The organism is Aeromonas sp. ASNIH1 (genome assembly GCF_002934285.1).
Lineage (GTDB): Bacteria > Pseudomonadota > Gammaproteobacteria > Enterobacterales > Aeromonadaceae > Aeromonas > Aeromonas caviae.
Window position 1 is genome coordinate 2175373 of the sequence record NZ_CP026228.1, and the last position, 26322, is coordinate 2201694.

The 26322-nt window shown below is 65.2% G+C and carries 25 protein-coding genes; 12 read left to right on the plus strand and 13 right to left on the minus strand.

Annotated elements, in window-relative coordinates; all coding sequences use genetic code 11:
• Positions 1-10: 10 nt before the first annotated feature.
• Positions 11-820 (minus strand): helix-turn-helix transcriptional regulator, encoded by an 810-nt coding sequence (locus C2U37_RS10590; protein WP_104452244.1) that lies wholly within the window; start codon positions 818-820, stop codon positions 11-13.
• A 145-nt stretch (positions 821-965) separates the two neighbouring features.
• On the opposite strand from C2U37_RS10590, the gene tyrS reads away from it, so the two are divergent.
• Positions 966-2231 carry a tyrosine--tRNA ligase gene (tyrS, locus tag C2U37_RS10595; protein ID WP_104453217.1) on the plus strand — a complete coding sequence of 422 codons (1266 nt, stop codon included), beginning with the start codon at positions 966-968 and terminating at the stop codon, positions 2229-2231.
• Here tyrS and C2U37_RS10600 read toward each other — a convergent pair.
• The gene (locus C2U37_RS10600) at positions 2226-3131 is read right to left on the minus strand and encodes a LysR family transcriptional regulator (RefSeq protein WP_104452245.1); all 906 of its coding nucleotides are present in this window, start codon (positions 3129-3131) and stop codon (positions 2226-2228) included. The two genes, tyrS and C2U37_RS10600, sit on opposite strands and share 6 nt — an antisense overlap.
• 116 nt (positions 3132-3247) lie before the next feature.
• On the opposite strand from C2U37_RS10600, the gene C2U37_RS10605 reads away from it, so the two are divergent.
• Positions 3248-4354, plus strand: coding sequence for an NADH:flavin oxidoreductase (locus tag C2U37_RS10605; RefSeq protein WP_048208481.1), 1107 nt, complete (start codon positions 3248-3250; stop codon positions 4352-4354).
• 79 nt (positions 4355-4433) lie between these two features.
• Here C2U37_RS10605 and yrfG read toward each other — a convergent pair whose 3' ends face one another.
• Entirely contained in the window at positions 4434-5102 is a 669-nt protein-coding gene (yrfG, locus tag C2U37_RS10610; protein ID WP_041211711.1) for a GMP/IMP nucleotidase, read from the minus strand.
• A gap of 147 nt (positions 5103-5249) precedes the next feature.
• Between yrfG and nudE the strand changes: the two genes are divergently transcribed.
• The 3 genes from nudE (at position 5250) to C2U37_RS10625 (ending at position 8394) form a co-directional block, all read left to right on the plus strand.
• Entirely contained in the window at positions 5250-5858 is a 609-nt protein-coding gene (gene nudE / locus C2U37_RS10615; protein WP_199770524.1) for an ADP compounds hydrolase NudE, read from the plus strand.
• 43 nt (positions 5859-5901) lie between these two features.
• On the plus strand, positions 5902-6714 hold the full coding sequence (gene cysQ, locus C2U37_RS10620; RefSeq protein ID WP_104452246.1) for a 3'(2'),5'-bisphosphate nucleotidase CysQ: 813 nt from the start codon (positions 5902-5904) through the stop codon (positions 6712-6714).
• Positions 6715-7125: 411 nt separating this feature from the next.
• Positions 7126-8394 carry an aromatic amino acid transport family protein gene (locus tag C2U37_RS10625; RefSeq protein WP_104452247.1) on the plus strand — a complete coding sequence of 423 codons (1269 nt, stop codon included), beginning with the start codon at positions 7126-7128 and terminating at the stop codon, positions 8392-8394.
• A gap of 84 nt (positions 8395-8478) precedes the next feature.
• Here the strand turns inward: C2U37_RS10625 and C2U37_RS10630 are convergent, their stop codons facing one another.
• The 3 genes from C2U37_RS10630 to metJ form a co-directional block, all read right to left on the minus strand.
• Complete coding sequence (locus C2U37_RS10630; protein ID WP_104452248.1) at positions 8479-8817, minus strand: tRNA-binding protein; 339 nt, start codon at positions 8815-8817, stop codon at positions 8479-8481.
• 84 nt (positions 8818-8901) lie between these two features.
• Complete coding sequence (locus tag C2U37_RS10635; protein ID WP_104453219.1) at positions 8902-9660, minus strand: AraC family transcriptional regulator; 759 nt, start codon at positions 9658-9660, stop codon at positions 8902-8904.
• A gap of 35 nt (positions 9661-9695) precedes the next feature.
• The gene (metJ, locus tag C2U37_RS10640; RefSeq protein WP_005327165.1) at positions 9696-10019 is read right to left on the minus strand and encodes a met regulon transcriptional regulator MetJ; all 324 of its coding nucleotides are present in this window, start codon (positions 10017-10019) and stop codon (positions 9696-9698) included.
• Between the two features lie 223 nt (positions 10020-10242).
• Between metJ and metB the strand changes: the two genes are divergently transcribed.
• A complete protein-coding gene (gene metB / locus C2U37_RS10645; protein ID WP_104452249.1) occupies positions 10243-11421 on the plus strand; it encodes a cystathionine gamma-synthase in 1179 nt (392 codons plus the stop codon).
• Entirely contained in the window at positions 11421-13874 is a 2454-nt protein-coding gene (locus C2U37_RS10650) for a bifunctional aspartate kinase/homoserine dehydrogenase II (protein ID WP_104452250.1), read from the plus strand. The genes metB and C2U37_RS10650 overlap by 1 nt, the downstream gene beginning before the upstream one ends.
• 67 nt (positions 13875-13941) lie before the next feature.
• Here the strand turns inward: C2U37_RS10650 and C2U37_RS10655 are convergent, their stop codons facing one another.
• Both C2U37_RS10655 and C2U37_RS10660 read right to left on the minus strand, forming a co-directional pair.
• Complete coding sequence (locus C2U37_RS10655) at positions 13942-14631, minus strand: LrgB family protein (protein WP_010675703.1); 690 nt, start codon at positions 14629-14631, stop codon at positions 13942-13944.
• Positions 14624-15025, minus strand: a complete 402-nt coding sequence (locus C2U37_RS10660) for a CidA/LrgA family protein (RefSeq protein WP_039040574.1) — start codon at positions 15023-15025, stop codon at positions 14624-14626. Before C2U37_RS10660 ends, C2U37_RS10655 begins: the two co-directional genes overlap by 8 nt.
• Before the next feature lie 128 nt (positions 15026-15153).
• Between C2U37_RS10660 and C2U37_RS10665 the strand changes: the two genes are divergently transcribed.
• Positions 15154-16029, plus strand: a complete 876-nt coding sequence (locus C2U37_RS10665) for a LysR family transcriptional regulator (protein ID WP_104452251.1) — start codon at positions 15154-15156, stop codon at positions 16027-16029.
• Between the two features lie 15 nt (positions 16030-16044).
• Here C2U37_RS10665 and C2U37_RS10670 read toward each other — a convergent pair whose 3' ends face one another.
• The 3 genes from C2U37_RS10670 to pdxR form a co-directional block, all read right to left on the minus strand.
• On the minus strand, positions 16045-16875 hold the full coding sequence (locus C2U37_RS10670) for a substrate-binding periplasmic protein (protein ID WP_223933103.1): 831 nt from the start codon (positions 16873-16875) through the stop codon (positions 16045-16047).
• Positions 16859-17743, minus strand: coding sequence for a hypothetical protein (locus tag C2U37_RS10675; protein WP_233768468.1), 885 nt, complete (start codon positions 17741-17743; stop codon positions 16859-16861). The genes C2U37_RS10670 and C2U37_RS10675 overlap by 17 nt, the downstream gene beginning before the upstream one ends.
• Positions 17744-17845: 102 nt before the next feature.
• A complete protein-coding gene (pdxR, locus tag C2U37_RS10680; RefSeq protein ID WP_104452252.1) occupies positions 17846-19273 on the minus strand; it encodes a MocR-like pyridoxine biosynthesis transcription factor PdxR in 1428 nt (475 codons plus the stop codon).
• Positions 19274-19525: 252 nt separating this feature from the next.
• On the opposite strand from pdxR, the gene C2U37_RS10685 reads away from it, so the two are divergent.
• Genes C2U37_RS10685 through C2U37_RS10695 form a run of 3 tightly spaced genes read left to right on the plus strand, consistent with a single transcriptional unit; the run spans position 19526 to position 21206 of the window.
• Positions 19526-19993 (plus strand): OsmC family protein, encoded by a 468-nt coding sequence (locus C2U37_RS10685; RefSeq protein WP_039040571.1) that lies wholly within the window; start codon positions 19526-19528, stop codon positions 19991-19993.
• An 18-nt stretch (positions 19994-20011) separates the two neighbouring features.
• The gene (locus tag C2U37_RS10690; RefSeq protein ID WP_042878345.1) at positions 20012-20449 is read left to right on the plus strand and encodes a rhodanese-like domain-containing protein; all 438 of its coding nucleotides are present in this window, start codon (positions 20012-20014) and stop codon (positions 20447-20449) included.
• Entirely contained in the window at positions 20439-21206 is a 768-nt protein-coding gene (locus tag C2U37_RS10695; protein ID WP_223914999.1) for a GNAT family N-acetyltransferase, read from the plus strand. The genes C2U37_RS10690 and C2U37_RS10695 overlap by 11 nt, the downstream gene beginning before the upstream one ends.
• Before the next feature lie 127 nt (positions 21207-21333).
• Here C2U37_RS10695 and ybaK read toward each other — a convergent pair whose 3' ends face one another.
• Positions 21334-21804, minus strand: coding sequence for a Cys-tRNA(Pro) deacylase (gene ybaK, locus C2U37_RS10700; RefSeq protein ID WP_010675694.1), 471 nt, complete (start codon positions 21802-21804; stop codon positions 21334-21336).
• A 230-nt stretch (positions 21805-22034) separates the two neighbouring features.
• On the opposite strand from ybaK, the gene C2U37_RS10705 reads away from it, so the two are divergent.
• The gene (locus C2U37_RS10705) at positions 22035-23468 is read left to right on the plus strand and encodes a GGDEF domain-containing protein (RefSeq protein WP_233768469.1); all 1434 of its coding nucleotides are present in this window, start codon (positions 22035-22037) and stop codon (positions 23466-23468) included.
• A gap of 169 nt (positions 23469-23637) precedes the next feature.
• Here C2U37_RS10705 and ppc read toward each other — a convergent pair whose 3' ends face one another.
• Positions 23638-26271, minus strand: coding sequence for a phosphoenolpyruvate carboxylase (ppc, locus tag C2U37_RS10710; protein WP_010675692.1), 2634 nt, complete (start codon positions 26269-26271; stop codon positions 23638-23640).
• Between the last annotated feature and the right edge of the window lie 51 nt (positions 26272-26322).

Sequence of the window (26322 nt, forward strand, 5' to 3'; positions counted from 1 at the left end):
GGTGGTGTCGTTATGGGGGCGCGCCGGCTGGCGCCGTGATGAGGTGATTGAGGAAGAAGCTGAACAGCTCGGCCCGGGAGTGCAGGTTCAACTTGGCGTAGAGGTGCTTGCGGTGATTCTTCACCGTGCCGCTGCCGATGCCGAGTGCATCGGCAATGGCCTCGGTATCCAGCCCCTGCAACAGCAATCCCGCCACCTGGCGCTCCCGCCGGGTTAGCTGATCTCCCCCCACACTGGCGATAGCCTGCTCCACCGCCCCCTTGAGGTCAGTGCCATCTGACCTGGCCGGGCTGCGAGCCAGGCGGGGTGTCTCTTCCCGCCAGTGCTGGCGACACAGGGAGTGGACCAGCGGGAACAGTGCCTCCAGCCTGGCCAGCTCGTCACGGCTGAGGGAGCTGCGCTTGTCGAGGCGGCCCAGAAACAGCATCAGGGTGAGGCCGCCGCGCACCGGCAGGATCAGCCCCACCTCCTCCTGCCAGCCGGTGGCCTGATAGAAGTGGTGGCGATACTCGGGGTCGAGCCGCCCCCGCGACACCTGCGCCAGGGTCCAGACCCCGGCACCCATCCCCTGTTCCAGCGCCTGCATGAAGGGATCCTGACTGAAGTGGCGGGTGAGGTAGCGGTCGAACAATAGGGCCCGCTGATGATGCAGGTTGTCGTAGAGGTAGACGGGGCGCAGCCCCACCCCGAGCAGCAGGGCACAGTCGAATGCCACCTGTTGCTGGATGAGGCGCACCAGGGCTGCCGGGAAGCCGCTGCCGTGCAGGGCATCGACGGCGGCGGTCAGGCTCAGGGTATCCGTGGCAGGAGACGGGGGCATGGCGATGGGCTCCGGGTCAGGGAATGGTTTCCCCACGATGGCAGGATGCTAGCACGGGAGTGGCAAAACTGTCCCCTGGGGGACATATCTGCCAGCACCGCAAGCGGCGAGGATGGCCCTCTTTCTCTTGCTGTTGGAGCCCCCCATGACAAATCCTCACCTGCTCGATGAGCTGACCCAGCGCGGCCTGGTGGCCCAGAATTCCGACCCGGTGGCGCTGGCCGACCATCTTGCCACCCCGCGCACCGTCTATTGCGGCTTCGATCCTACCGCTGGCAGCCTGCACATCGGCCATCTGGTGCCACTGCTGATGCTGCGCCGCTTCCAGCTGGCGGGCCACACCCCGGTGGCTCTGGTGGGCGGGGCCACCGGCCTTATCGGCGATCCCAGCTTCAAGGCAAGCGAGCGCCCCCTCAACAGCGCCGAGACGGTGCAGGGCTGGGTCGCCAGCCTGTCGGCCCAGATAAAAGCGCTGCTGCCAGCGAGCGACGGGCTGGCGGCGCCGCTGCTGGTCAACAACGCCGACTGGATGGGGCAGATGTCCGCCCTCGATTTTCTGCGGGACATCGGCAAGCACTTCTCGGTCAACGCCATGCTGGCCCGCGAATCGGTGCGCCAGCGCCTGGCCCGCCCGGATCAGGGCATCTCGTTCACCGAGTTCTCCTACACCCTGCTGCAATCCCAGGACTTCGCCGTGCTCAACCAACGCCTCGGCTGCACCCTGCAGATCGGCGGCAACGACCAGTGGGGCAACATCACCAGCGGCATGGACCTCACTAGGCGGCTGCATCAGGCCCAGGTCTATGGCATGACGCTGCCGCTCATCACCAAGGCCGATGGCACCAAGTTCGGCAAGACCGAGGGGGGCGCCGTCTGGCTCGACCCGGCGCTCACCTCCCCTTACGCCTTCTACCAGTTCTGGCTCGGTACCGCAGACGAGGATGTCTACCGATTCCTGCGCTACTACAGCTTTATGCCGCTGGCCGAGATTGAGGCGCTGGAAGCGGAGGATGCGAAGCGGCAGGGGCGCAAGCTGGCCCAGCAGGTGCTGGCGGACGAGCTGACCGAACTGGTACACGGCAAGGGGGCGCTGGCGGCGGCGCAGCGCATCAGCGAATCGTTGTTCAGTGGCGAGGTAGCGCGCCTTGGGGAGAGCGATCTGGCCCAGCTGGCGCAAGATGGCATGCCAAGCAGCTGCATCGAGGGGGAAACGGATCTGGTGACCCTGCTGGTGGAGTGCGGCCTGGCCAACTCGAAGCGGATCGCCCGCGAGCTGCTGGCGGCGGGGGCCGTCAGCGTCAACGGTGCGATCCGCCAGGATGAGCCGCTCACCGCCGACGATCGGCTGTTCGGCCGCTACCTGCTGCTGCGCCGGGGCAAGAAGCAGTACCACCTGGTGATCTGCTCATGAAGGGGTGAGCGCATCGATGACGTAGTCGAGGAAGTGGCCGACCAGGGCCGACTCGGCCCGGCGCTGGGTATAGAGGGCGTAGAAATGGGCCCCCTTGGGGCGATAGTCCGGCAGCACTTCGCGCACCCCCCCCTCGGCCAGCTCGGCCGCCACCAGGTAGCGCGGCAGGCGGGCTATCCCCAGTCCCTGGCGCATCCCCTGGTGAATCGCCTTCTTGCTGCTGAAGGCCAGTTCGCCCACTACCTCGAGAGGGATCTCGCGCCCCTGGGCAAGCAGGGGCCAGCGCTCGTGGCGGCCGTACTCCTGGCTGCGGGTGATGAGGCTGTGCTGGTGCAGATCCTGCGGTGTGGTGAGGGGCGGGTGGCGGTCCAGGTAGTCGGCGCTGGCGCAGAGCACCAGATCGTCCACCGCGATGGGGCGCGCCAGGTAGGGCTGGGTGCCGAGCTCAGTGCTGCGAAACGCCACGTGCAGGTTGTCGCGCAGCAGGTCGGCCGGGGTATTGCTGAAGTCGGCGATGATCCGCACCTCCGGGTGGTCGGCGCGAAAGCGCAGCAGCACCGGAGTCAGCACCACTTCTCCCCAGAGATCCGGCGCCGTGATGCGCAGCTCCCCGCACAGTGCCGAGCGGCGGCGCTGCAGGCCGTCCAGCAACTGCTCGTGCAGGGCGATCATCTGGTCAGCCTGGCGGTAGGCGAGCTCTCCTGCGTCGGTCAGCTGCACCCGGCGGGTGGTGCGGCTCAGGAGCACGCTGCCGAGGCTCTGCTCCAGGTGGCGCAGATCTTTTGACGCCTTGCTCGGGGTGATGCCCAGGCGGGCCGCCGCCGCGGCGAAGGATCCACAGCGGACGATGGCGACCAGCAGGCGCATCAGGTAGAGGGTGTCGAGCTTGTGGTGACGCATGAGGGGTGGCCTATTGTGTCTTGCTGGGAATGAATGTCTTGCTTGTGTGCCTGATTATATCCTCCTGGCCCGGGTTTATAGTGGCCGCCATGCCATTGCGATCCCGGGAGAGGACGATGAACAAGACACTGGGCGACAGCTTCCACTTCGAGCGAGCTGGATTGCGGCTCAAGAACCGGGCCGTGCTGGCCCCTTTGACCCACAACATGAGCGGCGCAGGCGGTGATCCCGGCCAGGCCGAGCTCGACTGGCTGGCGCGCTGCGCCCGTGGCGGCTTCGGCCTGCTCATCGCCGCCGCCACCCAGGTGCAGCCCGGCGGGCGCTGCTGGGCGGGGCAGCCTGCCCTGATGACGGACGCTCAGCAGCAGGCCTTCACTGCTCTGGCCGACAGTGCGCGGCAGGCCGGGGCGCTGGCGGTGGTGCAACTGCATCACGGCGGGATGCGGGCTCTGCCAGAGCTGAACGACGGGGCGCCAGTCGGCCCGTGTGCGCTGGCGCCGGGCGGGCGTTACCCCCTCGGGGTCAAGGGGCTGAGCGAGGAGGAGATTCTGACGCTCATTGACGCCTTTGTGATCGCTGCCGAGCGGGCCCATGGCGCCGGCCTGCACGGGGTCGAGCTGCACGCAGCCCACCACTTCCTGCTCTGCAACTTCCTCAACCCCCTGCACAACCGGCGCACCGACCGCTGGGGGGGCAGCCTCGCGAACCGGGCGCGGATCCTGGTGGAGATAGTGCGCGGCATTCGCGCCCGTCTACCCCGGGGCTTCCTGGTCGGGGTGCGTCTCTCCCCCGAGAGCTATGCCCATATCCAGGGCATCGAACTGGCCCATCAGCTGGCGGTGGCGCGCCTGCTGGCGGACGAGGGGATCGACTACCTGCACTTCTCCATGGGGGACAGCTTCAAGGCGGTGGCGGGGGATCCCGACGGCGGCGCCCTGCTGGAGGCGGTAAGGGTCGGGTTGGCCGGACGGGTGCCGCTCATGGTGGCGGGCAAGATTCGCGACGCAGATTCGGCGGAGCGGGCTCTGGCCGGCGGCGCCGATCTGGTGGCGGTGGGCACGGCGGCCCTTGGCAATCCGGACTGGATGGAACGGGTGAGCCGCGGCCTGCCTCTGCATGCAGCCCCTTTCACGGCGGCGCACCTCACGGAGGTCGGCTTCACCCCAAGCGCCCTCGACTACCTGGCCGGCATGGGGGTGCTGGCCCCGCGCGATGCGGCCTGAGGGCTTTCATGAACGGTATGCGCTCGGCAGGCTGTTGAGCTGATGTGACAAGGCCCTCGTGAAGAGGGCCTTGTGCGTGTCAGGCGCCGAGAGGGAGCAGGTCGGCGTAGTCGTCGAGCGCCGGGAAGTGCTGGAAGGTGAGCGGCGGCATCTGGCTGTCGGGGTGACGGATGCCGAGCTGGTGGGCGATGCCGAACTCGGCCGAGGCGGCCAGGATCCGCTCGCTGTCATCCACGAAGAGGGTGCGGGCCGGGTCGAACGCCAGCCGCTCGGCCAGTGCCTGCCAGCAGTGCTGGCTCTCCTTCGACCACCCGAGCTCATGGGTGCTCACCATCAGATCGAGGTGCTGGGCGAGGCCGAGGCGTGCATCCTTCACCGACAGACTGGCGGGATGGGCATTGGTGAAGAGTACCACCTGCTTGCCGGCGGCCTTGAGTGCGGCCAGGAAGGGAATGACGTTGGGGCGCCACTGGATCTTCTCCAGGATCTCCTGTTTGAGGGCGCGGATGTCGAGCCCGAGCGTCCGGGTCCAGTAATCCACGCAGTACCAGTCGAGCGTGCCGTTGACCGCATGATAGTGAGTGTCTATCTGCGCCTTCGCCTCGGCCAGCGGCAGGCCGAGTCGCTCGGCGTAGCGCGCCGGCACCAGGGTTTGCCAAAGATGGCTGTCAAAATGGAGATCGATCAGGGTGCCATCCATGTCGAGCAACACGGTATCAATCTGGTGCCAGGGCAGGGGAGTCGACATGGGGCCTCGCGATGTCTGTGGTGATGGGAAAAACGGGGCGCATTATAACGGATTTTTCAGACATCTTTCCCCTCTTTGCCCCGTGGTGTTCGGCAGGGGAGTCGTTTACTCTTGAAACACGATTTTTTAACGAGCAGTCAGCCCCCGATGAGCGATCCCCACAAGCGCAATCCCGTCCACCTCAGTGTCGAGACCATGGCCCATGACAAGAGCAAGCCGGAGATCCTCAAGGCCGAGATCGTGGCTGAGAGCCGGCTGTTCAAGGTGGAGTCCCTTCACCTGAAATTCTCCAACGGCGAGGAGCGGGTCTACGAGCGGATGCGCGGCGGCAATCGGGGTGCCGTCATGGTGGTGCCCCTGTTCGATGCCCACACCCTGCTGCTGGTGCGCGAGTACGCGGCGGGCACCCACTCCTACGAGCTGGGTTTCCCCAAGGGATTGATAGACCCCGGTGAAGATGCCTTCGAGGCGGGCAACCGGGAGCTGATGGAGGAGGCGGGCTTCGGGGCGAGCAGCCTGACCCTGCTCAAGCAGGTGTCGCTGGCGCCGGGGTATTTCTCCAGCCGGATGGACATCTTGCTGGCGCGGGATCTCTACCCCGAGCAGCGGGTCGGCGACGAGCCCGAGCCCCTGGAGGTGATCCCCTGGCCCCTCAACCGGATCGACGAGTTGCTGGCGCGCCCCGACTTCAGCGAGTCGCGCAGCATCAGTGCCCTGCTGCTGGCCCAACGTTGGCTGGCGGAGCAGCAGGATTAGCCCGTTCAGGGCGGTTAGGCAATCAGAGACAGAGGGAAGCACCATGCAGGAGTTGTTGGCCTGGATACCTGAGGTCAAGGCGATCGCCCGCGAAGCGGGGCGGATCCTTCACGAGATCTACCGTGGCGGGCAGTTCGAGCGCCAGTTGAAGGAGGATGCGACCCCGGTCACCAGTGCCGATCTTGCCGCCGACGCCTACCTCAAGCAGGCGTTGTCGGCGCTCACTCCCCATGTGCCCGTGCTGACAGAAGAGGCGGCAGACATCCCCTTCAGCCAGCGTGCGAACTGGCGCCAGTACTGGCTGGTGGACCCGCTGGACGGCACCGGCGAGTTCATCGCCGGCAGCGGTGACTTCGCCACCCTGATCGCCCTGGTACGGGACAATGTGCCCGTGCTCGGGGTCATCTATGCCCCCGAGTCGGATCTGCTCTACTGGGCGGTGCGCGGCCACGGCGCCTTCAAGGAGGCGAATGGCGAGGTGCGCCCCATCAGCGCCATGCACCATGAACACGATCAGCCTGACTCCCTGGTGGTGGCCATCAGCCGCCGCCAGAAACTGGAGAACCTGACCCGTCGCCTCAACCCGACCATCCACTACGAGCTGATCCCGCTCGGCTCCAGCTCCCTCAAGTCCTGCCTGGTGGCGGAAGGCGTGGCGGATTGCTACGTGCGCCTGGGCCCCACCGGGGAGTGGGATACCGCTGCCGCCCAGTGCATCGTGGAGGCGGCAGGGGGCCGCATCCTCAGCCTGGCGCTGCAACCGCTGAGCTACAACGAGACCGAGTCGCTGGAGAACCCGGACTTCATCGTGATGGGGGACCCGGATCTCGCCTGGGGACACATTCTGGCCCACTGACGGGTCGACCAGCTCGCAGGGAATGCAATCAGGCGACCACAGGGTCGCCTGATTGCATTGGTTTGATCCACTGGCTGGTTGCGGGGATTTTAGGGAGATTCGCTAGTGATGGCGATAACGGCAGTGGATCATCACATCCAATCTGGCTGCACTGGCATAAATTTCAGTTAATTCTGAAAACATGCATTTCATCGAAACAAAAAATCGACGTCGGTTTTAGTTTTGGTTTTATATTCCTAGCTTTCGGTTAATGTCAGGATTAATTGAATAATCCGGGGTGAAATTTCCTCCCAATCTCACTGGTGGAACAGGGCTTTGCCAGTGAGATCTGCCAGTCTCCATTTTTGAGAATTAAATGCTAAAGGAGCACAATGTTTTTAGATTTTAATACTACGTAGAAGTGATTTATAGATGAGTTTATCTGCAGACGTCTCACGGGAGCTGTCCGGTTCCCCCTCCACCATGGCCAGCACCGGCTGGCGTCGCCACGACACCCACTGGGTCATCAGCCTGTTCGGCACCGCCGTCGGCGCCGGCATTCTGTTCCTGCCCATCAACCTGGGTCTGGGGGGGATCTGGCCCCTCGTCATCGTCGCCGTGCTGGCCGGTCCCATGACCTTCCTGGCCCACCGCGGGCTGGCGCGTTTCGTGCTCTCGTCGTCGCGCCCCCAGGCCGACTTCACCGAGGTGGCCGAGGAGCACTTCGGCAAGATGGCCGGGCGCCTCATCTCGGCGCTCTATTTCCTCTCCATCTTCCCGATCCTGCTCATCTACGGCGTCGGGCTGACCAACACGGTGGAGAGCTTCATGGTTAATCAGCTCGGCCTGGCCTCCCCGGATCGGGTGATGCTCTCCGGCGTGCTGGTGTTCGCCATGATCGCCGTGATGCTGGCAGGCGAGAAGGCGATGCTGCGGGCCTTCGCCGTCATGGTCTACCCGCTGGCGGCGATCCTGCTGGCCCTCTCCTGCTATCTCATTCCCCAGTGGCAGTGGCCGGAAGTGACCGCCTTTGAAGGCACGAGCTTCCTCAACACCGTCTGGCTGGCGCTGCCGGTCACCGTGTTTGCCTTCAGCCACGCCGCCGCCATCTCGGGCTTTGCCAATGTGCAGCGCCGGGAGTACGGGGAGCAGGCCGAAACCAAGAGCGGCCTGATCCTGCGCAACACCACCGTCATGCTGGTGGGCTTCGTGCTCTTCTTCGTCTTCTCCTGCGTGCTGAGCCTCTCCCCGGCTCAGTTGGCCGAGGCCAAGGCCCAGAACGTCTCCGTGCTCTCCTATCTCGCCAACATCACCGACAACCCGGTGATCGTGACCCTGGGGCCGCTCATCGCCTTCATCGCCATCAGCTCCTCCTTCCTCGGCCACTTCCTCGGTGCCCGCGAGAGCCTGAAAAGCCTGATCGCCAAGCCCACCGGCCTGCCGCTGGCGAAGGCGGACAAGCTCGGCATCGCCCTGATGTTCTTCGCCATCTGGGGCGCCGCCATCATCAACCCGGGCATTCTGGGGTTGATGGAGACCCTCTCCGGCCCCGTCATCGCCATGATCCTCTTCATCATGCCGGTGGTGGCCATCTACAAGGTGGAGGCGCTGGCCGGCTTCCGTCACCGTTGGGTCAACGGCTTCATCCTGCTGACCGGTGCCCTGGCGGTCTCGGCCCTGCTGTTCAGCCTGCTGAAATAAGCCAGGTCGTCAGCATCAAGCAAGAGAGGCGACCCCCGGGGGTCGCCTCTCTTGTTTCTGCTCTCTGGTTGCCTTGCCGTCGTCTCACCCCAGCTTGGCGCCGTTCTCCACCGCCTGCTCGGGGATGGCGATCACCACGGCGCCATCCGGGCGATAGAAGCCGGTCAGCAGAAACTCCGACTGGATGGGGCCTATCTGCTTGGGGGGAAAGTTCACCACAGCGACGATCTGGCGGCCCACCAGATCCTCCGGTCGATAGAGGTCGGTGATCTGGGCGCTGCTCTTGCGCATCCCGAGCTCGGGGCCGAAATCCGCCCACACCTTGTAGGCGGGGCGGCGCGCCTCGGGGAAGGGCTCGACCCGCACCAGGGTGCCCACCCTGAGCTCCACCATCTCGAAATCCTGCCAGCTTATGGTCTGCATCTTGGCTCCTCGTTGCCCATACCTTGCATGAGCCTCAGCATGCCTCGAGTGCCCGAGAATTGTCTTCGGCAAAGAGCCGACCGATTACGGCAGGCAGCCGTTTTGCCGGCGCCAGAGGGAAGGGGTCAGTCCGGTCTCGGCCAGGAAACGCTCGGCAAAGGCTCCCTGGTTCTGGTAGCCGCAGCGGCTGGCCACCTCGCCTATGGGCAGGGCGGTCTGGGCCAGCAGGGTGCGGGCCAGCGCCATGCGCCGCATCCTGAGGTAGTGGGAGACGCTCGTGCCCACCTGCTGGCGAAAGGCGTGTTTGAACTGGCTCAGGCCGAGGCAGGCGATGGCGGCGAGTTCCTCGTTGGTGAGGGGGTCTGCGAGGTGGGATTCCATATGGCGCTGCACCTTGGCGATACGAGGGGCTATGCGGGGAGCGACGGCGGGGCCCATGCCGCGTCCCTCGGTCAGCAGCCCGAGCCACACCTGATCCATGCCGGCCACGTGGCGCCCCTCGGCCACCATGCGGTGCAGGAAGGCGAGGTAGTGGCGCTGGGCCTCATCCAGCTCGACGAAGGGGTGGTCCCCCAGGACGGCCGGCAGCCAGTGGCTCTCCTGCACCAGAAACACGTGCGCCGGGTCGGCGGCGTAGTCGTGGCGAAGGCCAGGGGCGATGATGCAGGCAAAGCCGGGCGCAAGCCGCCGCCCCAGGCCCTGCACCTCGATCTCGAGGGGGCCGACGAGTGGGATCACCAGCTGGGCGTGGTCATGACTGTGGCTCTGCATGTCGCTCTGGTAGTGACGCAGGCTGAAGGGGGAGGCGGCAGATAAGCATGACGCGGCACCGGGCCGCGTCATTGAAAGGGATGCATCGTTTGCCATGGGCAGCCGCATTACTCGGCGTCGAAGTCTTCGATCTCTTTGCCAAGGGCTTCCATGATGGCGCGGGCCTCGGCGGGGACGCTGTCCGGGTGATCCTTGCGCAGGTCGTCGTCACAGGGCAGCGGCTGGCCGGTGAAGGCGTGCAGGAAGGCTTCGCAGAGCAGCTCGCTGTTGGTCGCATGACGCAGGTTGTTCACCTGGCGACGGGTGCGCTCATCGGTCAACACCTTCAGCACCTTGAGCGGGATCGAGACGGTTATCTTCTTGACCTGTTCGCTCTTCTTACCGTGCTCTGCATAGGGGCTGACGTAGTCGCCGTTCCACTCTGTACCCATGTTCCACCTGTAGTCGTTTGGCCGTGAGCGCGGATTTTAACCCTTAAGGAATTCAATGGCAATCCAACAGCAAAGCCATTTAGACGTCTAGAAGTGTTGACGGCTTTTTTAAGGTGGCGTAGTGTGGTGCACCATGGGCCGGCAGTCCGGCCAGCGAAAATGAGAGCGGGGCTGGACGACCCACGAGGCGGACCGGCTCCGGCAACCCATCAAGGAGAGTGACATGACCCACAAGGCCACCCTGGCGGTACGCACCGGGATTGAGACAGATACGCAGCACGGTGCCGTGGTGCCCCCCATCTACCTCTCCAGCAACTACACCTTTGCCGACTTTGGCGAGCCCCGTCAATACGACTATGCCCGCTCCGGCAACCCGACCCGCACCAATCTGGCGGATGCCCTGGCGGCCCTGGAAGGGGGGGCCGGCGCCGTGGTGACCGGCACCGGCATGGGGGCCGTTCACCTGGTGACCACGGCTCTGCTCAAGGCGGGGGATCTGCTGATCGCCCCCCACGACTGCTACGGCGGTACCTGGCGCCTGTTCGAGTATCTGGCGGCCAAGGGCCACTACCAGGTGCAGTTCGTGGATCAGGGAGACGAGGGGGCGCTGGCCGCCGCGCTGGCCCAGAAACCCGCACTGGTGTGGGTGGAGACCCCCTCCAATCCGCTGCTGCGGGTGGTGGACATCGCCGCCATCGCCGAGGCCTCCCACGAGGTGGGGGCCCAGGTGGTGGTGGACAACACCTTCCTCTCCCCCTTGCTGCAACAGCCCCTGGCCCTTGGTGCCGACGTGGTGGTCCACTCCACCACCAAGTACATCAACGGCCACTCCGACGTGGTAGGGGGGGTGGCGATCGCCAAGGATCAGGCTCTTGCCGACTCCCTGGTGTGGTGGGCCAACTGCCTGGGGCTCACTTCCGGTGCCTTTGACTCCTACCTCACCCTGCGGGGCCTGCGCACCCTGGCCCCGCGCCTGCGCACCCATCAGGAGAACACGGATCGCATCCTCGCCTTCTTGCAGCAGCAGCCGCTGGTCAAGCGGATCTATCATCCCAGCCTGCCGAGCCATCCGGGCCACGACATTGCGCGCCGTCAACAGTCCGGCTTTGGCGCCATGCTAAGTTTTGAGCTCGATTGCAACGAGACGGGGCTGCGCGCCTTCCTCGCGGGACTGCGCCTCTTCTCGGTGGCGGAGTCCCTCGGCGGTGTGGAGAGTCTGGTGGCCCATCCGGCCAGCATGACCCACAGGGCCATGACCCCTGCGGCCCAGCAGGCGGCGGGTATCAGTGCCCAGTTGCTGCGCCTGTCGGTGGGGATCGAACACGGTGAGGATCTGGTGGCCGATCTGGCCCAGGGGTTTGAACAGGTGCAGTTGGCACAACAGGCAGAGCAGGTGAAGTAATGGAACAACAACAAGGAGAGTGTGTGGTGGCAACAGAGGCAGTCTTCAAGCGGCGCCATGTACACAAGTTCGGCGGCAGCAGCCTGGCGGATCCGGTCTGTTATCGCCGGGTCGCCAGCATCGTCGAGCAACAGGTGGGGGGCAACGAGCTGGTGGTGGTCTCCGCCGCGGGCAAGACCACCAACCGGCTGATCCAGCTGGTGGAGCTGGCGGAAGCGGGGGATGAGGCCGCAGGCGAAGCCATCACCGCCCTGCACGCCTATCAGCAGAGCCTGATCGACGGCCTGCTGGAAGGGGAGCTTCACCTCGATCTGAGCCAGCAACTGACGGACGACATGCAGCTGATCGCCAAGACCCTGGAGGGGCAGTTTGACCGCTTCGAGCGCAACGGCCTGCTCGCCTTTGGCGAGGTGTGGTCCGCCCGCCTGCTGGCTGCCCTGCTCACCAGCCGGGGTGAGGCGGCCGCCTGGCTCGATGCTCGCAGCTTCCTGCGCGCAGAAGACGGCGCCCTCATCAAGGTGGACACCGCCCTCTCCAGCGAGCTGCTCAAGGCTCGGCTGGCCGAGCACGCCGGTCGCATCGTGGTGACCGGCTTCATTGCCGCCGACATGGAGGGGCGTTCCCTGCTGCTGGGGCGCAACGGCTCCGACTACAGTGCCAGCCTCCTGGCGGCGCTGGCGGACGGCGAGTCCACCACCATCTGGAGCGACGTGGCCGGGGTCTACAGTGCCGACCCGCGCCGGGTGAAAGAGGCGCGTCTGCTGGAGCGCCTGAGCCTGGCCGAGGCCAACGAGCTGGCGCGCCTGGGCTCCTCGGTGCTGCATTCGCGTACCCTGCAGCCGGTGGCCGACAGCCGTCAGCGCCTCACTCTGCGCTGCAGCTACAATCCGGACGAAGGCTGCACCCACATCCTGCGCCGTGCACCCCGCTCCGGCGGTGCCCGCATCGTCTCCTCGGTGGATCAGATAGCCCTCATCGAGCTCAAGGTGCTGCCGCAGACTGACTTTGAGCAGACAGTGGCGGCCATCGAGGCCCATCTGGCCCGCCATCGCCTCCATCCGCTCACCCTGCAGCGCCAGCCGGATCGGCGGGTGCTGCGTCTGGCCTACACCCTGGAGGTGGCACAAGGGGCCTTCGAGGTGCTCCGTGACTTCCAGTTGCAGGGCAACTTTACCGGCCTCATCCAGAAGGAGGGGTTCAGCCTGGTCGCCCTGGTGGGGGCCGGCGTCACCGACAACGCCGAGCAGTGCCATCGCTTCTACCAGCTGCTGGCGGATCAGCCTCTCGAGTTCGTGCAGGTGGCCAAAGACGGCCTGAGCCTGGTGGCCGTGCTGCGCCAGATCGTGCTGGAGCCGCTGCTCATCGCTCTGCACAGTGCCCTGTTCAGCCGCCCGACCCGTGTCGGGCTGGTGGTGTTCGGCAAAGGCAATATCGGCGGTCACTGGCTGGGGCTCTACGCCCGCGAGAAGGCGCGCCTCGAGCATGAGCTCAATCTGGCGCTCACCCTCTACGGGGTCTTCGACTCCAAGGGCGGGCTGCTGGACGAAGAGGGGCTGGATCCCCTCAAGGTACAGGACAACTTCAATCCCAAGCCGTTCATCTGGCCGGAGCTGCTCTCCCAGCTGGAGCAGCACAGTTTTGACTCCCTGATCGCGCTCGACATGACCGCCAGCGAGACGGTGAGCCGCTACTACCCGGACTTTGCCCAGCTCGGCATCCACATCATCGCCGCCAACAAGTTTGCCGGTGCCGCCGACAGCGAGTTTTACCAGCGCATCAAGCAGACCTGCCGCGACCATCAGGTGCAGTGGCGCTACAACGCCACCGTGGGGGCCGGGCTGCCCATCCAGTCCAGCATCCAGATGCTGCGTCAGAGCGGTGACCGCATCCAGGGGGTTTCCGGCATCTTCTCCGGCACCCTCTCCTGGCTGTTCCAGCAGTATGACGGCACTCGCCCCTTCTCCGAACTGGTGGACGAGGCGTGGCAACACGGCCTGACCGAGCCGGATCCCCGGGAGGATCTCTCCGGTCAGGATGTGCGCCGCAAGCTGCTCATCCTGGCGCGGGAGGCGGGCTTCGAACTCGACTCCGCCGACATCGAGCTGGAGAACCTGGTGCCGGTGGTCCTGCGCAAGGTGAGTGCGGATCAGTTCATGGACAGGCTCAAGGAGCTGGATGACCCTATCCAGACCGCCTTCGAGGGGGCGCGCCGGGTCGGCAAGGTGCTGCGTTATGTCGCCCGCTTCGAGCACGACGGCAAGGCCCGCGTCGGGCTGGAGGCGCTGGAGCCCCATCACCCGTTTGCCAACCTCTTGCCCTGCGACAACGTGTTCGCCATCGAGAGCGACAGCTATCGCACCAACCCCCTGGTGATCCAGGGGCCGGGAGCGGGCCGGGAAGTGACGGCCGCCGCCATCCAGTACGATCTCTGGCAGATCTGCGCCAGCCTCTGAGGCTGCGTGACACGATGCAATGAGAAGAGGCGCCCCAGGGCGCCTCTTCTGTTATCGGGTAGCGGAGTTACCAGAACAGCCGGCCCAGGAGGGGGGCGAGCAGCACGGTGGCCATGCCGGCGATCATCATCACCATGCTGGAGACCACCCCCTCCTCGTTGCCCATCTGATAGGCCCTGGCTGTCCCGGCCCCGTGGGCCGAGGCACCAAAGCCCGCGCCCTTGCCAAGGCGGCTGCGGATGGCGAGCACGGTGAGCACGCTTTCTCCCACCGCCATGCCGATGACGCCGGTCAGCACCACGAACAGGGCGGTGAGATCGGCGTTGCCACCCACGGAACGGGTCGCCTCCACCGCGAAGGGGGTGGTGATGGATCTCATGGCCATGCTGCGTTGCAACAGCTCGGAGAGGTTGAGCCAGCGGGCCAGCAGCACTGTGCTGCCCACCGCCATCACCACGGACGCCACGACCCCGACCGAGAGGGAGAGCCAGTGGCGGCGCATCAGCTGGCGATTCTCGTAGACGGGCACCGCGAAGGCGACGGTGGCAGGGCCCAGCAGCCAGAGCAGCCAGTGGGATTCGGCCATGTAGTCCCGGTAGGGAATGTGGAACAACATCACCACGGCCACCAGCAGGGTGGGGGCCAGCAGCAGCGGCATCAGGGGCAGGATGCGCTTTTTGCCATAGAGCCACTTGCTGGCGTAGTAGAAGAGCAGGGTCAGGGCGAAGCAGAGCAGGCCGAGCAGGGTGTCAGACATGGCGGCGACTCCGGCGGGCCAGCTTCAGCTCGAGGCGATAGACCCTGTCCACCACCAGCGCCGTGGTGCCGAGCACCAGCACGGTGCTGACGATCAGGACCACCATGATGCGCCACCCCTCCTGCAGCAGCAGCTCCTGATAGTTGACCACGGCCACTACGGCAGGGACGAAGAAGAGCAGCATCTCCGCCAGCAGCCAGCGGGCCCCGGCACTGAACCACTGGGCCTTGACCACCCCGAGCAGGATGCAGACCAGCAGCAGCAACATGCCGGTGAGGTTGGCGGGCAGGGGCAGGTGCAAGGTGCGCACTGCGATGTCGGCCAGCAACCAGATGGCCGCCAGCAGGGCGATTTGGAAGGGGGTTTGCAACCAGCGAAGGCAGAGGGTTTTCATGGCAAGCGTCTTTCTGTGAACCTGCTCACAGTATAGAGAGGGACCAAACCTGCAAAAAATGAATTTAAATTATCAAAATCATGCCAAAGAGGCATGATTTAGCCAGCCATCCCCGTCAAGAGAGCACCATGGATATTCGAGCCCTGCGTTACTTCGTCGAGCTGGTGCGGGAGCAGAGCTTCACCCGCGCCTCCGAAAAGCTGTTCGTCACCCAGCCCACCATCAGCAAAATGATCCGCAACATGGAAGAGGAGCTAGGCCAGCCTCTGCTGAGCCGGGTCGGCCGCCGCTTCACCCTGACCGACAGCGGCCAGGTGCTGTTCAATCGGGCCCAGACCATCCTGGCGGAGATGCAGCAGCTGGAGGCGGAGCTGGCGGATCTGCAGAGCCTGCAATCCGGGCGTCTTGCCCTCGGCATCCCGCCCATGGTGGGTCATGTCTATGCGGATCTCATCCGTACCTATCGCAGCCGCTACCCCGGTGTGGAGCTCTCCATCGTCGAATATGGCGGGCGGCGCATCGAGCAGGCGGTGCTGGCGGGGGAGCTGGATCTCGCCATCACCATGCTGCCGACCAGGGAAGAGGGGGCCCTCTGCGCCCTGGATCTGGACAGTTACCCCATCCGGGTGGTGCTACCGGACCTGCCCCGCTGGCGCGAGGGGGGCGAGATCCGGCTGGAGGCTCTGCGAGACGAACCCTTCCTGCTCTATACCCAGGCCTTCACCTTGAGCGAGCGGCTGGAGCAGGCCTGCGAGCAAGCCGGGTTCGTGCCTCAGGTGGCGGCCCGCAGCAGCCAGTGGGACTTCCTCACCGCCATGGTGCGAAGCGGTATGGGGGTCGCTTTCCTGCCGGAGCCCATCTGCCGGCGGCTGACGCCGGACGGCCTGGTGTTGCGCCCTCTGGCCCCGGAGCTGAGCTGGCGGCTCGGGGTGATCTGGCCAGGGGATCGCTACCTCTCCCGCACCGCCGAGGCCTGGCTTGCCCTGTGCCGCGAACAGGGCTGAAGAGCGGGTCTGGGGTTAGGGGGTCCCCGGTGACGCCATGCCTGTGACGAAGCGGGCATAGGCTGCGGAGTGTCGCACCTCCTCAATCTCGTCCCACACCTGTTGGCTGAGATCGGGGTGGGCTTGATGGAAGGGGTGGGAGAAGATGAGGTAGTAGGGCTTTTCGACCAGGGGAGGGGTGATCCGCTCGAGTGTGGCCTGCAACTGCGGGTGGGCGGCCAGGGTCCGTTCTGCGACCCCGGTTTGCAGGGCGGCGGCAACGGCGCGCTGCATCGCGACCTTCTTGAGCAGGATCAGTGGCTCCCTGCTGGAGTCATCCACCCTGACACCGCTCTCCTGCAACTGGGCGACGATGGAGAAACCGGACTGCGCCGCAATGACGCCATGGGCGACGAGCTGCCGGCCATCCCAGCGAACCTGTCCGCCTTTTGGCTGGTAGAGGCTGTAGCTCTCGGTGAGCAGGCGCTTGGCGGGATCAGGTGCCCCGTGTCGCATGGGGTAGACCCCTATGGTGCGAGCACGCTCTTCGCTGTAGCTCAGCTTGACGGCGGCATCGAGCTGGCCCTGGCTGACGAGGGAGAGGCAGCGTTTCCAGGGCAGGGGGGTGAGAATGATGGGATGCCCGATCCGGTTTGCCACCTCCTTGAGGTGGAACTGCACTATCCCCTCGCCGGACATCAGCAACCAGGGAGGCGAATCGCTGTTCTCCATGCAGGCACGAATGCTGCCGGGGGCGGCCATGACGCAGGTCGGCAGCAACCAGAGCAGCAGCGCCAGGCAGAGAGTGCGCAAGGGGAGCCTGCCTGACAGGGGAGAACCGGCGAGCCAGTCAGGGAGCGATGCCAAAGTCATCCCTCATCGGGTCATAGAGATAGGCGCGGTAGTCGGTGCTCTCGTCGGGCAACTGCGGGTTGGTCAGCCGGAAGATCTGGCGTGAATCGAGCCGGGCAAAGACCAGGGAAGGCTGGAAATGATGGCGCCAGAGGCGCTGCAGGGAGCCATCTTTCCAGGCCAGTTGCAGGCCGCGCAAAAGGCGCTCGCGCTCCTTGCTGTAGGTGGCGTGGCTATAGAGGGAGTGGATGAGCGGATAGAAGAGGGCGACATGGCTATCCACGGTCAGCCCCGGCAGGCCGGGTCTGTGGTTTTTCCACTCGCTCAATATCTCGTTGGCACCACGGCAGAAGAGATCGATCCGGCCACGGGCCACCAGGCGAAACAGTGACTCATAGTTATCCACCTCCTGCACCCTGAAGCCGTTGTAGCGAAGGATGTCGGCATCCCGCCAGCCTGTGCCCACCCCTTGCGTGAACTGCTGCAACTGGGACAGGGTGTGAACCCCGGCAAGTGCCCGGGCACGGGCGCTGCCGACAAAACAGACCCGGTAGCCGAGCACGCCCAGATCGATGGGGAAGGGGACCAGGGTGACACCGGGTTGAGGGATCTCCTGGGGCCAGCTGTCGACGATGAAGAGGGCATTCTTGCCCGGCGTTTGCACTTCGAGCCGCATCCTCGCCTTGTTCATCCTGATGGCGTCGAGCAGTTCATAGTCGCCGTAATCGGGCCGTGTTTTCTCCAGCGCCAGCCGCATCGCCGCCCGGTAATAATTCATGCGGACATCCTGTTGGGTCTCCCCGGTGATCAGGGTGAAGCGGGTGGCCGCCATCGTGAGGGACGGGAGGGAGAGGGCGAGCAAAAGGAGCAGGATTCGATGCATCTTGACCGGGTTCGGCAACGGGATTGTGCCCAGTATAGACGGGCCATTCCCGTCGACACAGCGCTATCAGGCTCTGGCAGATCTGACCTCTTGAGAAGGGGGTCATGCGGATTTCATCAAGAGACCCAGGCGACGACAGAGTTGGCGCAGCGTCTGGTTGTCGAGGCAGCCGAAGCCGAGCAGCCACCCCTCCAGCGTCGGCGGGCCCAGGTAGAACTGGCCCAGATGGCGCAGCCCCAACCCGCAGGTATTGGCGGCATTGGTCCAGCGCGCCTCGCCACCGGGGGGCAGCAGCACGGCGCACTGCAGGCCGGCGCCGCTGTGGATGGGGGTGAGCCCCGGGCAGTGCTCTGCCAGTTCCGCCAGCAGCAGATCCCGTCTGCTCTGGTAGAGAAGGCGGCTCTGGCGCAGGTGGGTGGCGAAGTGCCCGCCCCGGATGAAGTCTGCCGTGACCGCTTGCTGCAACTGGTTGCTGTGGCCGTCGACGGCGGCCCGGGCGCGGCAGAAGGAGTCCATCAGCGGCCTGGGCAGCACCAGGTAGGCGAGGCGCAGCGAGCCGAACAGCACCTTGCTGAAGGTGCCCACATAGATCACCCGCCCCTGGCCGTCGAGCCCCTGCAGGGCGGGCAGGGGACGCTGATCATACTGGTACTCCCCGTCGTAATCGTCCTCCAGGATCCAGGCGCCGTGACGCTCTGCCTCGGCCAGCAGCGCCATGCGGCGGGGCAGGCTCATGGGGACGCCAAGGGGATACTGGTGTGCCGGGGTGCAGTAGATGAGGCGTGGTGCAGGATGATCCCCATGAGGGTTGAGCCCCTCTTCATCCACCGGCACCGGATGCACCCGGGCACCGGCGCTCTCCATGGCGGTGCGAGCCCCGGGATAACCGGGGTCTTCCACCCAGACGGTGTCACCAGCATCGATGAGCAATTGGGTCGCCAGCAGGATCCCCTGCTGGGAGCTGGTGAGGATCAGGATCTGATCCGGCTCGCACACCATGCCGCGTGACTGCACCAGATAGCTGCTGATGGCGGCGCGAAGTTCCCCAAGCCCCTGGGGATCCCCGTAGTTCATCCAGTCGCTGGCGCGCTGGCGCCACTGTTGCTGCATCAGCCGACCCCAGAGTGCCTGGGGGAAGAGACGGGGATCCGGCTGGCTGGAAGCAAAGGTGGTGCCCACCTCGGGCACGTCGTGACAGGCGCCACCCAGGGCCATCTCCTGGCCGCGACGGGAGAGGCCCGCCGCTGACTGGGGCGGGCGCGGCGCGGGGCGCACCGCCGCCAGGGCGACAAAGCTGCCGGCGCCCACCTTGCGCACCAGATACCCCTCCGCCTCGAGCCGGCCATAGGCCAGTTCCACCGTGCTGCGGGAGATACCGAGATCCCGGGCCAGGAGACGGCTGGCGGGCAGGCGGCTGTGCAGGGGCAGGTGGCCCGCCAGGATGGCCTCGCGCAGGGTACGCACCAGTTGTTCGTGCAGGGGCAGATCCCCTTGCTGCTGGCTGGCGAAGAGCGTTGGCAGAACGGTCATGATGCGCTCCCGTTGGCGCGGGGGTTGCGCCTCTTTCGAGGCAGGGATCCTGCCCGCAGGGCATGGCGCGGCTGTGGGGCTGGCGACCGACGGGCAGAGCGGGTGGGGTGGATGGTCATGGTGGCGGCCCGATGAAATTGGTCTGCCCATATTGGCAAAATTGGTCGGCGTGGCAAGGCCATTTTGTCGCTACATTGGTGGTCACAGGGTGGCGCCAGCAGGCGGCACGGATTGGCAACACAAGGAGTCTGCATGTCGGAATACAGTGCCACCATCAGTTGGCAGCGGGGGGAGCATGAGCCCTTCGTCGATCAGCGTTACAGCCGGGCCCATGAGTGGGCGTTTGATGGCGGGGTCAGGGTGCCGGCCTCCTCCTCTCCCCATGTGGTGCCGCTGCCTTACTCGGTGGCGGAACATGTGGACCCGGAAGAGGCGTTTGTGGCGGCCCTGTCCAGTTGCCACATGCTCACCTTCCTCTGGCTGGCGGCGAAGGCGGGCTATCGGGTAGAGAGCTACCGGGACGAAGCGGTCGGCATCATGGCTAAAAACGGGCAAGGTCGCCTCGCCATGACCCGGGTCACCCTGCGTCCCAGGGTGATCTTCGGGGGAGAGCGGGAGCCCGCCCTGGCCGATCTGGAGCAGTTGCACCACCAGGCCCATGAGGAGTGCTTCATCGCCAACTCGGTCAACACAGTCGTCACCACAGAGATCGTCATCTAGTTATCAGGAGCGTTCAGGATGAGTCATGTATTGAGCACAGGGGTGGCAGGGGCCGCCGAAGCCAGCGCCTTTTTCGAGGCCCAGCTGAAGTTTCGTACCGATCCGGCGGATCTGGCCGCCGATCTGCTGGCCGGGGCGGCGGGGATCGTGGTCATCGATACCCGCTCCCCCGCACACTATGCCGAGGGGCACATTCCCGGCGCCATCTCCTTCCCCCACAGGACCATGACGGCGTCGACCACGGCGGTACTGGACCGGAACCTGGTGTATGTCTGCTATTGCGACGGCATCGGCTGCAACGGTTCGACCCAGGGGGCCTACAAGCTGGCGTCCCTCGGGTTTGAGGTCAAGGAGTTGATAGGGGGCCTGCACTGGTGGCGTCAGGACGGTTTCGCCGTCGCCACGGGCAGCGAGCCCGGAGTGCTGCTGGAAGGGGGAATTGCCTGTGCCTGTTGAACGTTGCAATGAGGGGGGCGACGCCTCCCTGTCCGGCGCCGCCCTTTTCAACGACTTTGGGCAGCCTCTGGGGCGTGCGCTGCCAGAATGGCGCGGCGCCGAGTTCCCTCCCCACCGCGCACTGCATGGCTGGGGCTGTCGTCTCGAGCCCCTTGATCCCGAGCGCCACCTGGGGGATCTGTGGCAGGCATTCAGTGCCGACAGCGGGGCCATGTGGACTTACCTGACCAGCGGCCCTTTCGCGGACGAGACCGCCATGGGGGTCTGGCTGCGGGAGGTCGCCACCAAGCGGGATCCCCAGTTCTACGGCATCATCGACGAGGGGAGCGGACGGGCGCTGGGGCTGGCGAGCTACCTGCGCATCGATCCCCTGGCGGGCAGCATCGAGGTGGGCTGGCTGCACTTCTCCCCCGCCATGCAGCAGTCACGGCTGGCGACGGCGGCCATGGTGTTGATGATGGCCAATGCCTTTGCTCTGGGATACCGGCGCTACGAGTGGAAGTGCAATGCCCTGAACCTGCCTTCGCGCCAGGCGGCCCTGCGCCTCGGCTTTCACTATGAGGGGACCTTCCGTCAGGCGCGGGTGGACAAGGGACACAACCGGGATACGGCCTGGTTCTCCGTCATCGACAGCGAGTGGCCCGCCCTGAAAGGGTGCTTCGAGCGCTGGCTGGAGGACGGCAACTTCGACCATGCCGGGCGTCAGCGTCGCCGACTCTCCGAACTGACCGCCGCCTGCCGCTCTGCGGCGTGTTGAGGGCGGCAGATCACCCGCCGGGACGGGGCGGTTTCCGGTGCCGGGGCTTTGGGTATCCTTCGCACACAGGCGCCAGATCCGACATCCAGACGCAAGAGGCGCCAGTCATGGCGCCTCTTTTGTTTGCTCAGTCGTGGTGATCGCCGATGGGGGCCGCAATCCAGTTCATCAGCCGGACCATGTCCCCGGGGGCCACGCCGACCGAGAGCCCCCGCTTGCCACCGCTCACCAGGATCTCGTCGAAGGCCATGGCGGAGTCGTCCAGCACGGTGGGCAGCAGCTTCTTCTGGGCCAGGGGACTGATGCCGCCCACCTTGTAGCCGGTCAGCTTTTCGGCTTCCGCCGGCTTCATCATCTCCACCTTCTTGAGCCCGGTGGCCTTGGCGAGCTGCTTGAGGCTGCACATGCCCGAGGAGGGCACGATGGCCACCACCGCCTGCTTGTCGTGATGGGCGAGCAGGGTCTTGAACACCTGCGCCTCGGGCAGGCCCAGCTGGGTAGCGGCATGCTTGCCGAAGTCGTCGTGGGCTTCGCACTCGTAGGGGTAGAGCCTGTGGGGGATCTTGAGCTTTTTCAGCAAGTTGATGGCGGGTGTCATGGAGTCTCCTCGAACCGTGGCAAGGCCAGACAGTCTGCGCCCGGGAGCCGGATGTGGCAAGAACCAGTCTTCACACCCAATCGGGGCCTGTGTTAGCGTAACCGGGTGCCGGATCCTATGATTTGGGCACTTGTCCCCGCATTCCAATGCAATGCGCCGGCGATCGAAAGGAATCGTAGCCATGAATACCACAGCACTTTGCGCTCGCGATATCGACGCGATGGATCGATATGAGACCCTCAGCCAGGCTGACCGCCCTTGATCGGGCCTATGGCATGGTCGAGTTCGATCTCGATGGTCGCATGGTGTCGGTCAATCCCCTGTTTTGCGACATGCTGGGTTATCCCCCCGAAGCGCTGTTGGGCCAGTCCCATCTCATGCTCTTGCCGCCGGATCTGCAGGCGGAGCATGATCTCTTCTGGCAGAGGGTATTGGGTGGCGAGATCCAGTCGGGGGAGTTTCGCCGGGTCAGGCAAGGTGGCAACCCCCTCTGGCTCCATGCCACCTACATGCCCGTGACCGACGAGGCAGGCATCCTGTTGGGGGTGGTCAAGCTGGCGCACGACATTACCTCGGCTGTGATGGCCAAGCAGCGGGTCGAGCAGAAGAGCCAGCTGTTTGACATCGTGGTGGCCGCTCACCAGAGTTTTCTGCTCGATCGCAATCTCGGCTCCGCCTGCGACACCGTCTTCGAGCGGCTGCTGAGCGTGAGCGAAAGCTCCTATGGTTTCATCGGCATCATTCAGTACGAGGATGGCCGCCCCAGTCTCTATGTCCCCTCCATCTCCAATGTCTCCTGGGATGAGGCGACCCATGCCTGGTATGAGCAGCAGCGCCAGAGTCGGGGCGGGCTCATCTTCAGCAAGCTCGACAACCTGTTTGGGCACGTGGTGACCCACAATACCCTGGTGTGCTGCAACGATCTGCCGAGCCATCCAGCCAGTCGCGGTGTCTCCCCCCGTGGTCATCCACACCTGGAGAGCTTCCTCGGCATTCCCATCCGCCACAAGGGGGAGGCGATCGGCATGATCGCCCTGGCCAACCGCCCGGGTGGCTTTGACGAGACCCATGTCAGCCTGCTCGAGCCCCTCACCACGGCCCTTGGCACCCTTATCCACGCCCGCAACCTGGAGGACGAGCGCAGCGGCATGGAGCGGGTGCTGCGCTTCAACGCCGAGCATGACTTCTTGACCAAGCTGCCCAACCGCAGCAGCTTTTTCCAGCAGGCCAACGTGTTGCTGGATCACGTCCAGCACCATCCTGCCGAAGGGGAGGCCTGCTGCCTGGCCTTGATAGATATCGACTTCTTCAAACAAATCAATGATGTATATGGACACCTTGCCGGAGATGCCGTGCTGGCGTCGCTGGCGGGGCTGCTGATGCAGGCGGTACGCAGCAAGGATCTGGTGGCGCGATTTGGCGGGGAGGAGTTCATCCTGCTGCTGCGGGGCACGACCCTGGAGGAGGCCCACACCATCATGGAGCGCATCCGGCGCCAGGTGGAGCAGCACACCTTCCTGTACCAGCACCAGGCGATCACCGTCACCATCAGCGTGGGGCTCACGCCCTATCAGATGAGTTACAGGCGCATGGATGACTGGCTTCAATGCGTGGACCAGCGACTTTACGAGGAAAAACGTCGGGGTCGCAACCAGGTCTCCTGATGAGAGGCCATATCGCGAAATAAAACAGGGCACCCTCATGGCGCCCTGTTTGTTGTGGATGTTTTTTTTCCCCCTTAGAGGGGGCTGTGCTGGCGGCAATATCGGGATCCCCGTGCCCGGCAGAGATGAAAAAGGGCGCCGGGGCGCCCTTGTTTGCAACGGTCCGGGATCAGCCGGTGTTGCGCATGCCGGCGGCGATGCCGGCGATGGTGACCATCAGCGCCTGATCCAGCTCGGGGTGCAGGGTCTCCGGGTGGTTGCGGGAGCGATTGAGCAGCTCGGCCTGCAGCACGTTGAGCGGGTCTGTGTAGGGGTTGCGCAGCTTGATGGACTCCTTGATCCAGGGCTGATCGTCCAGCAGGTCGCCCTGCGGGCGCAGTTTCAGCACCACCTCGATGGAGTCGGCAAGCTCCTGACGCAGCTGCTTGCCGAGTGCCCACAGGTTCTCCGGCACCAGGCGGGTGTCATAGTATTCCGCCAGCCAGAGGTCGGCCTTGAGGAACACCATCTCCAGCATTTCGAGACGGGTGCGGAAGAAGGGCCACTGGCGGCTCATCTCGTCCAGCACGCTCTTCTGGCCGTCGTCGATGGCCTGTTGCAATCCCTTGTGGGCGCCGAGCCAGGCCGGCAGCATCAGCCGATTCTGGGTCCAGGCGAAAATCCAGGGGATGGCGCGCAGGCTCTCGACACCGCCGTTGGGCTTGCGCTTGGCGGGGCGGGAACCGAGCGGCAGCTTGCCGAGCTCCATCTCCGGGGTGGCAGCACGGAAGTAGGGCACGAAGTCCGGGTGACCGCGCACGATACTGCGGTAGTGATCGCAGGAGACAGACGCCAGCTGCTCCATCACGGCGCGCCAGCTCTCTTTCGGCTTGGGCGGCGGCAGCAGGTTCCCCTCCAGCACGGCGCTGGTGTAGAGGTTCAGGCTCTGGATGGCCACCTTCGGCAGGCCGAACTTGAAGCGGATCATCTCCCCCTGTTCGGTAACCCGCAGGCCGCCGCGCAGGGATCCCGGGGGTTGGGAGAGGATCGCCTGATGGGCGGGGGCGCCGCCACGGCCGACGGTACCGCCGCGGCCATGGAACAGGGTGAGGCGGATGTTGTTGGCTTCAGCCAGCGCCACCAGGGATTCCATGGCGGCGTACTGGGCCCAGCCAGCGGCCATCATGCCCGCATCCTTGGCGGAGTCGGAGTAGCCGATCATCACGTACTGACGGCCCTGGATGTAACCGCGATACCAGTCCACCGACAGCAGGCGTTCCATCACGGCGGTGCCCGCCATCAGGTCTTCCTGGGTCTCGAACAGCGGGGCTACCGGCATGCGGAACTTGCAGCCGGCTTCCTTCAGCAACAGCTGGACCGCCAAGACATCGGACGGGGCACCGGCCATGGAGATGATGTAGATGCCGAACGCATCGGGGTCGTGCTGGGCGATGACGCGACAGGTGTCGATGGTCTCGCGGGTCTCGGCACTGGGATCCCAGTCGCTCGGGATGAGGGGGCGGCGGGAGTTCAGCTCGCGCAGCAGGAAGGCCTGCTTGTCCTCTTCGCTCCACTCGGCGTAGTCGCCCACACCCAGGTAGCGGGTCAGCTCGGAGAAGACCTGGCCGTGACGCTCGCCATCCTGACGGATGTCCAGCTTGACCAGGTGGATGCCGAAGCAGGCCAGCTTGCGCAGCACGTCCAGCAGCATGCCGTCGGCGATGTTGCCCATGCCGCAGGCGTGCAGGGAGTGGTAGCAGAGCTCCAGGGGCTCGCGCAGCTGGGCGGTGCTCTTGACCAGATCCCGGCTCTCGCTCGCCTGGCCCTGTACCTTGGCGGTCAGGTACTCCTGGGTCTCGCGCAGCTGCTCGCGCAGCTCGCGCACCAGGGCGCGATAGGGTTCGGGATTGTCGCCGACCCGGGCACGCACGGCGTCGGTGCAATCGGCCATGGAGAGCTCGGAGGTGAGCTCCTTGATGTCCTTGTAGAACAGGCTCACCGCCATCCAGCGGCCCAGCTCCAGCACTTCGGCGGTCACCTTGGCGGTGACGAAGGGGTTGCCGTCGCGGTCACCGCCCATCCAGGAGGTGAACTTGACCGGCGCGGCATCCAGCGGCAGCCGCACACCCAGATGGTGTTGCAGGCGCTCGTCCAGATTGCGCATGAATTCGGGGATGGCCGGCCACAGGCTGTTTTCCACCACGGCGAAGCCCCACTTGGCTTCGTCCACCGGGGTCGGGCGCTGTTCGCGGATCTCGTTGGTGTGCCAGGCCTGGTTGACCAGCTGCTCGATGCGACTCTGGATCTTGTCCCGCTCGCGGGGCAGCAGATCGGAGAGTTCCAGGGCCTCGAGGCAGTCGTTGAGCTGCACGTGCTTGTGGATCAGGGTACGACGGGTCACCTCGGTGGGGTGAGCGGTCAGCACCAGATCGATGTCCAGCTCGCGCACGGCCTGGATGATGGCCTCCTGGGACAGGTTGGAGGCTTTCAGCTTGTCGAACATCTGCTCCAGCGGGTCCGGGGTGCAGACCTGCTCTTCGCAGCGACGGGAGATGGTGTGGAACTGCTCCGCCACGTTCGCCAGGTTGAGGAACTGGCTGAAGGCACGGGCCACGGGCAGCAGTTCGTCATCGGAGAGGGTACGCAGGGTGTCGAGCAGGCGCTCTCTGTCTGCCTCGTTTCCCTTGCGGGAAGACTTGGCCAGTTGGCGAATGGTCTCAATCTTGTCGAGGAAGGCCTGCCCCTGATGATCCTTGATGGATTTACCCAGCAGTTGGCCCAACATGCCTACGTTGGCCCGTAGTGCGGCGTACTTTTCGTTCATTCCACATCCTTATTTTGTTGGTGCCTCCTGACCTTCCAGGCGGGAGGCGAC

Excerpts from the sequence above, each read along its gene's own strand:
- C2U37_RS10590 (WP_104452244.1), bottom strand. The coding sequence starts at position 820 with ATGCCCCCGTCTCCTGCCACGGATACCCTGAGCCTGACCGCCGCCGTC.
- tyrS (WP_104453217.1), top strand. The coding sequence starts at position 966 with ATGACAAATCCTCACCTGCTCGATGAGCTGACCCAGCGCGGCCTGGTG.
- C2U37_RS10600 (WP_104452245.1), bottom strand. The coding sequence starts at position 3,131 with ATGCGTCACCACAAGCTCGACACCCTCTACCTGATGCGCCTGCTGGTC.
- C2U37_RS10605 (WP_048208481.1), top strand. The coding sequence starts at position 3,248 with ATGAACAAGACACTGGGCGACAGCTTCCACTTCGAGCGAGCTGGATTG.
- yrfG (WP_041211711.1), bottom strand. The coding sequence starts at position 5,102 with ATGTCGACTCCCCTGCCCTGGCACCAGATTGATACCGTGTTGCTCGAC.
- nudE (WP_199770524.1), top strand. The coding sequence starts at position 5,250 with ATGAGCGATCCCCACAAGCGCAATCCCGTCCACCTCAGTGTCGAGACC.
- cysQ (WP_104452246.1), top strand. The coding sequence starts at position 5,902 with ATGCAGGAGTTGTTGGCCTGGATACCTGAGGTCAAGGCGATCGCCCGC.
- C2U37_RS10625 (WP_104452247.1), top strand. The coding sequence starts at position 7,126 with ATGAGTTTATCTGCAGACGTCTCACGGGAGCTGTCCGGTTCCCCCTCC.
- C2U37_RS10630 (WP_104452248.1), bottom strand. The coding sequence starts at position 8,817 with ATGCAGACCATAAGCTGGCAGGATTTCGAGATGGTGGAGCTCAGGGTG.
- C2U37_RS10635 (WP_104453219.1), bottom strand. The coding sequence starts at position 9,660 with ATGACGCGGCCCGGTGCCGCGTCATGCTTATCTGCCGCCTCCCCCTTC.
- metJ (WP_005327165.1), bottom strand. The coding sequence starts at position 10,019 with ATGGGTACAGAGTGGAACGGCGACTACGTCAGCCCCTATGCAGAGCAC.
- metB (WP_104452249.1), top strand. The coding sequence starts at position 10,243 with ATGACCCACAAGGCCACCCTGGCGGTACGCACCGGGATTGAGACAGAT.
- C2U37_RS10650 (WP_104452250.1), top strand. The coding sequence starts at position 11,421 with ATGGAACAACAACAAGGAGAGTGTGTGGTGGCAACAGAGGCAGTCTTC.
- C2U37_RS10655 (WP_010675703.1), bottom strand. The coding sequence starts at position 14,631 with ATGTCTGACACCCTGCTCGGCCTGCTCTGCTTCGCCCTGACCCTGCTC.
- C2U37_RS10660 (WP_039040574.1), bottom strand. The coding sequence starts at position 15,025 with ATGAAAACCCTCTGCCTTCGCTGGTTGCAAACCCCCTTCCAAATCGCC.
- C2U37_RS10665 (WP_104452251.1), top strand. The coding sequence starts at position 15,154 with ATGGATATTCGAGCCCTGCGTTACTTCGTCGAGCTGGTGCGGGAGCAG.
- C2U37_RS10675 (WP_233768468.1), bottom strand. The coding sequence starts at position 17,743 with ATGCATCGAATCCTGCTCCTTTTGCTCGCCCTCTCCCTCCCGTCCCTC.
- pdxR (WP_104452252.1), bottom strand. The coding sequence starts at position 19,273 with ATGACCGTTCTGCCAACGCTCTTCGCCAGCCAGCAGCAAGGGGATCTG.
- C2U37_RS10685 (WP_039040571.1), top strand. The coding sequence starts at position 19,526 with ATGTCGGAATACAGTGCCACCATCAGTTGGCAGCGGGGGGAGCATGAG.
- C2U37_RS10690 (WP_042878345.1), top strand. The coding sequence starts at position 20,012 with ATGAGTCATGTATTGAGCACAGGGGTGGCAGGGGCCGCCGAAGCCAGC.
- ybaK (WP_010675694.1), bottom strand. The coding sequence starts at position 21,804 with ATGACACCCGCCATCAACTTGCTGAAAAAGCTCAAGATCCCCCACAGG.
- C2U37_RS10705 (WP_233768469.1), top strand. The coding sequence starts at position 22,035 with ATGAGACCCTCAGCCAGGCTGACCGCCCTTGATCGGGCCTATGGCATG.
- ppc (WP_010675692.1), bottom strand. The coding sequence starts at position 26,271 with ATGAACGAAAAGTACGCCGCACTACGGGCCAACGTAGGCATGTTGGGC.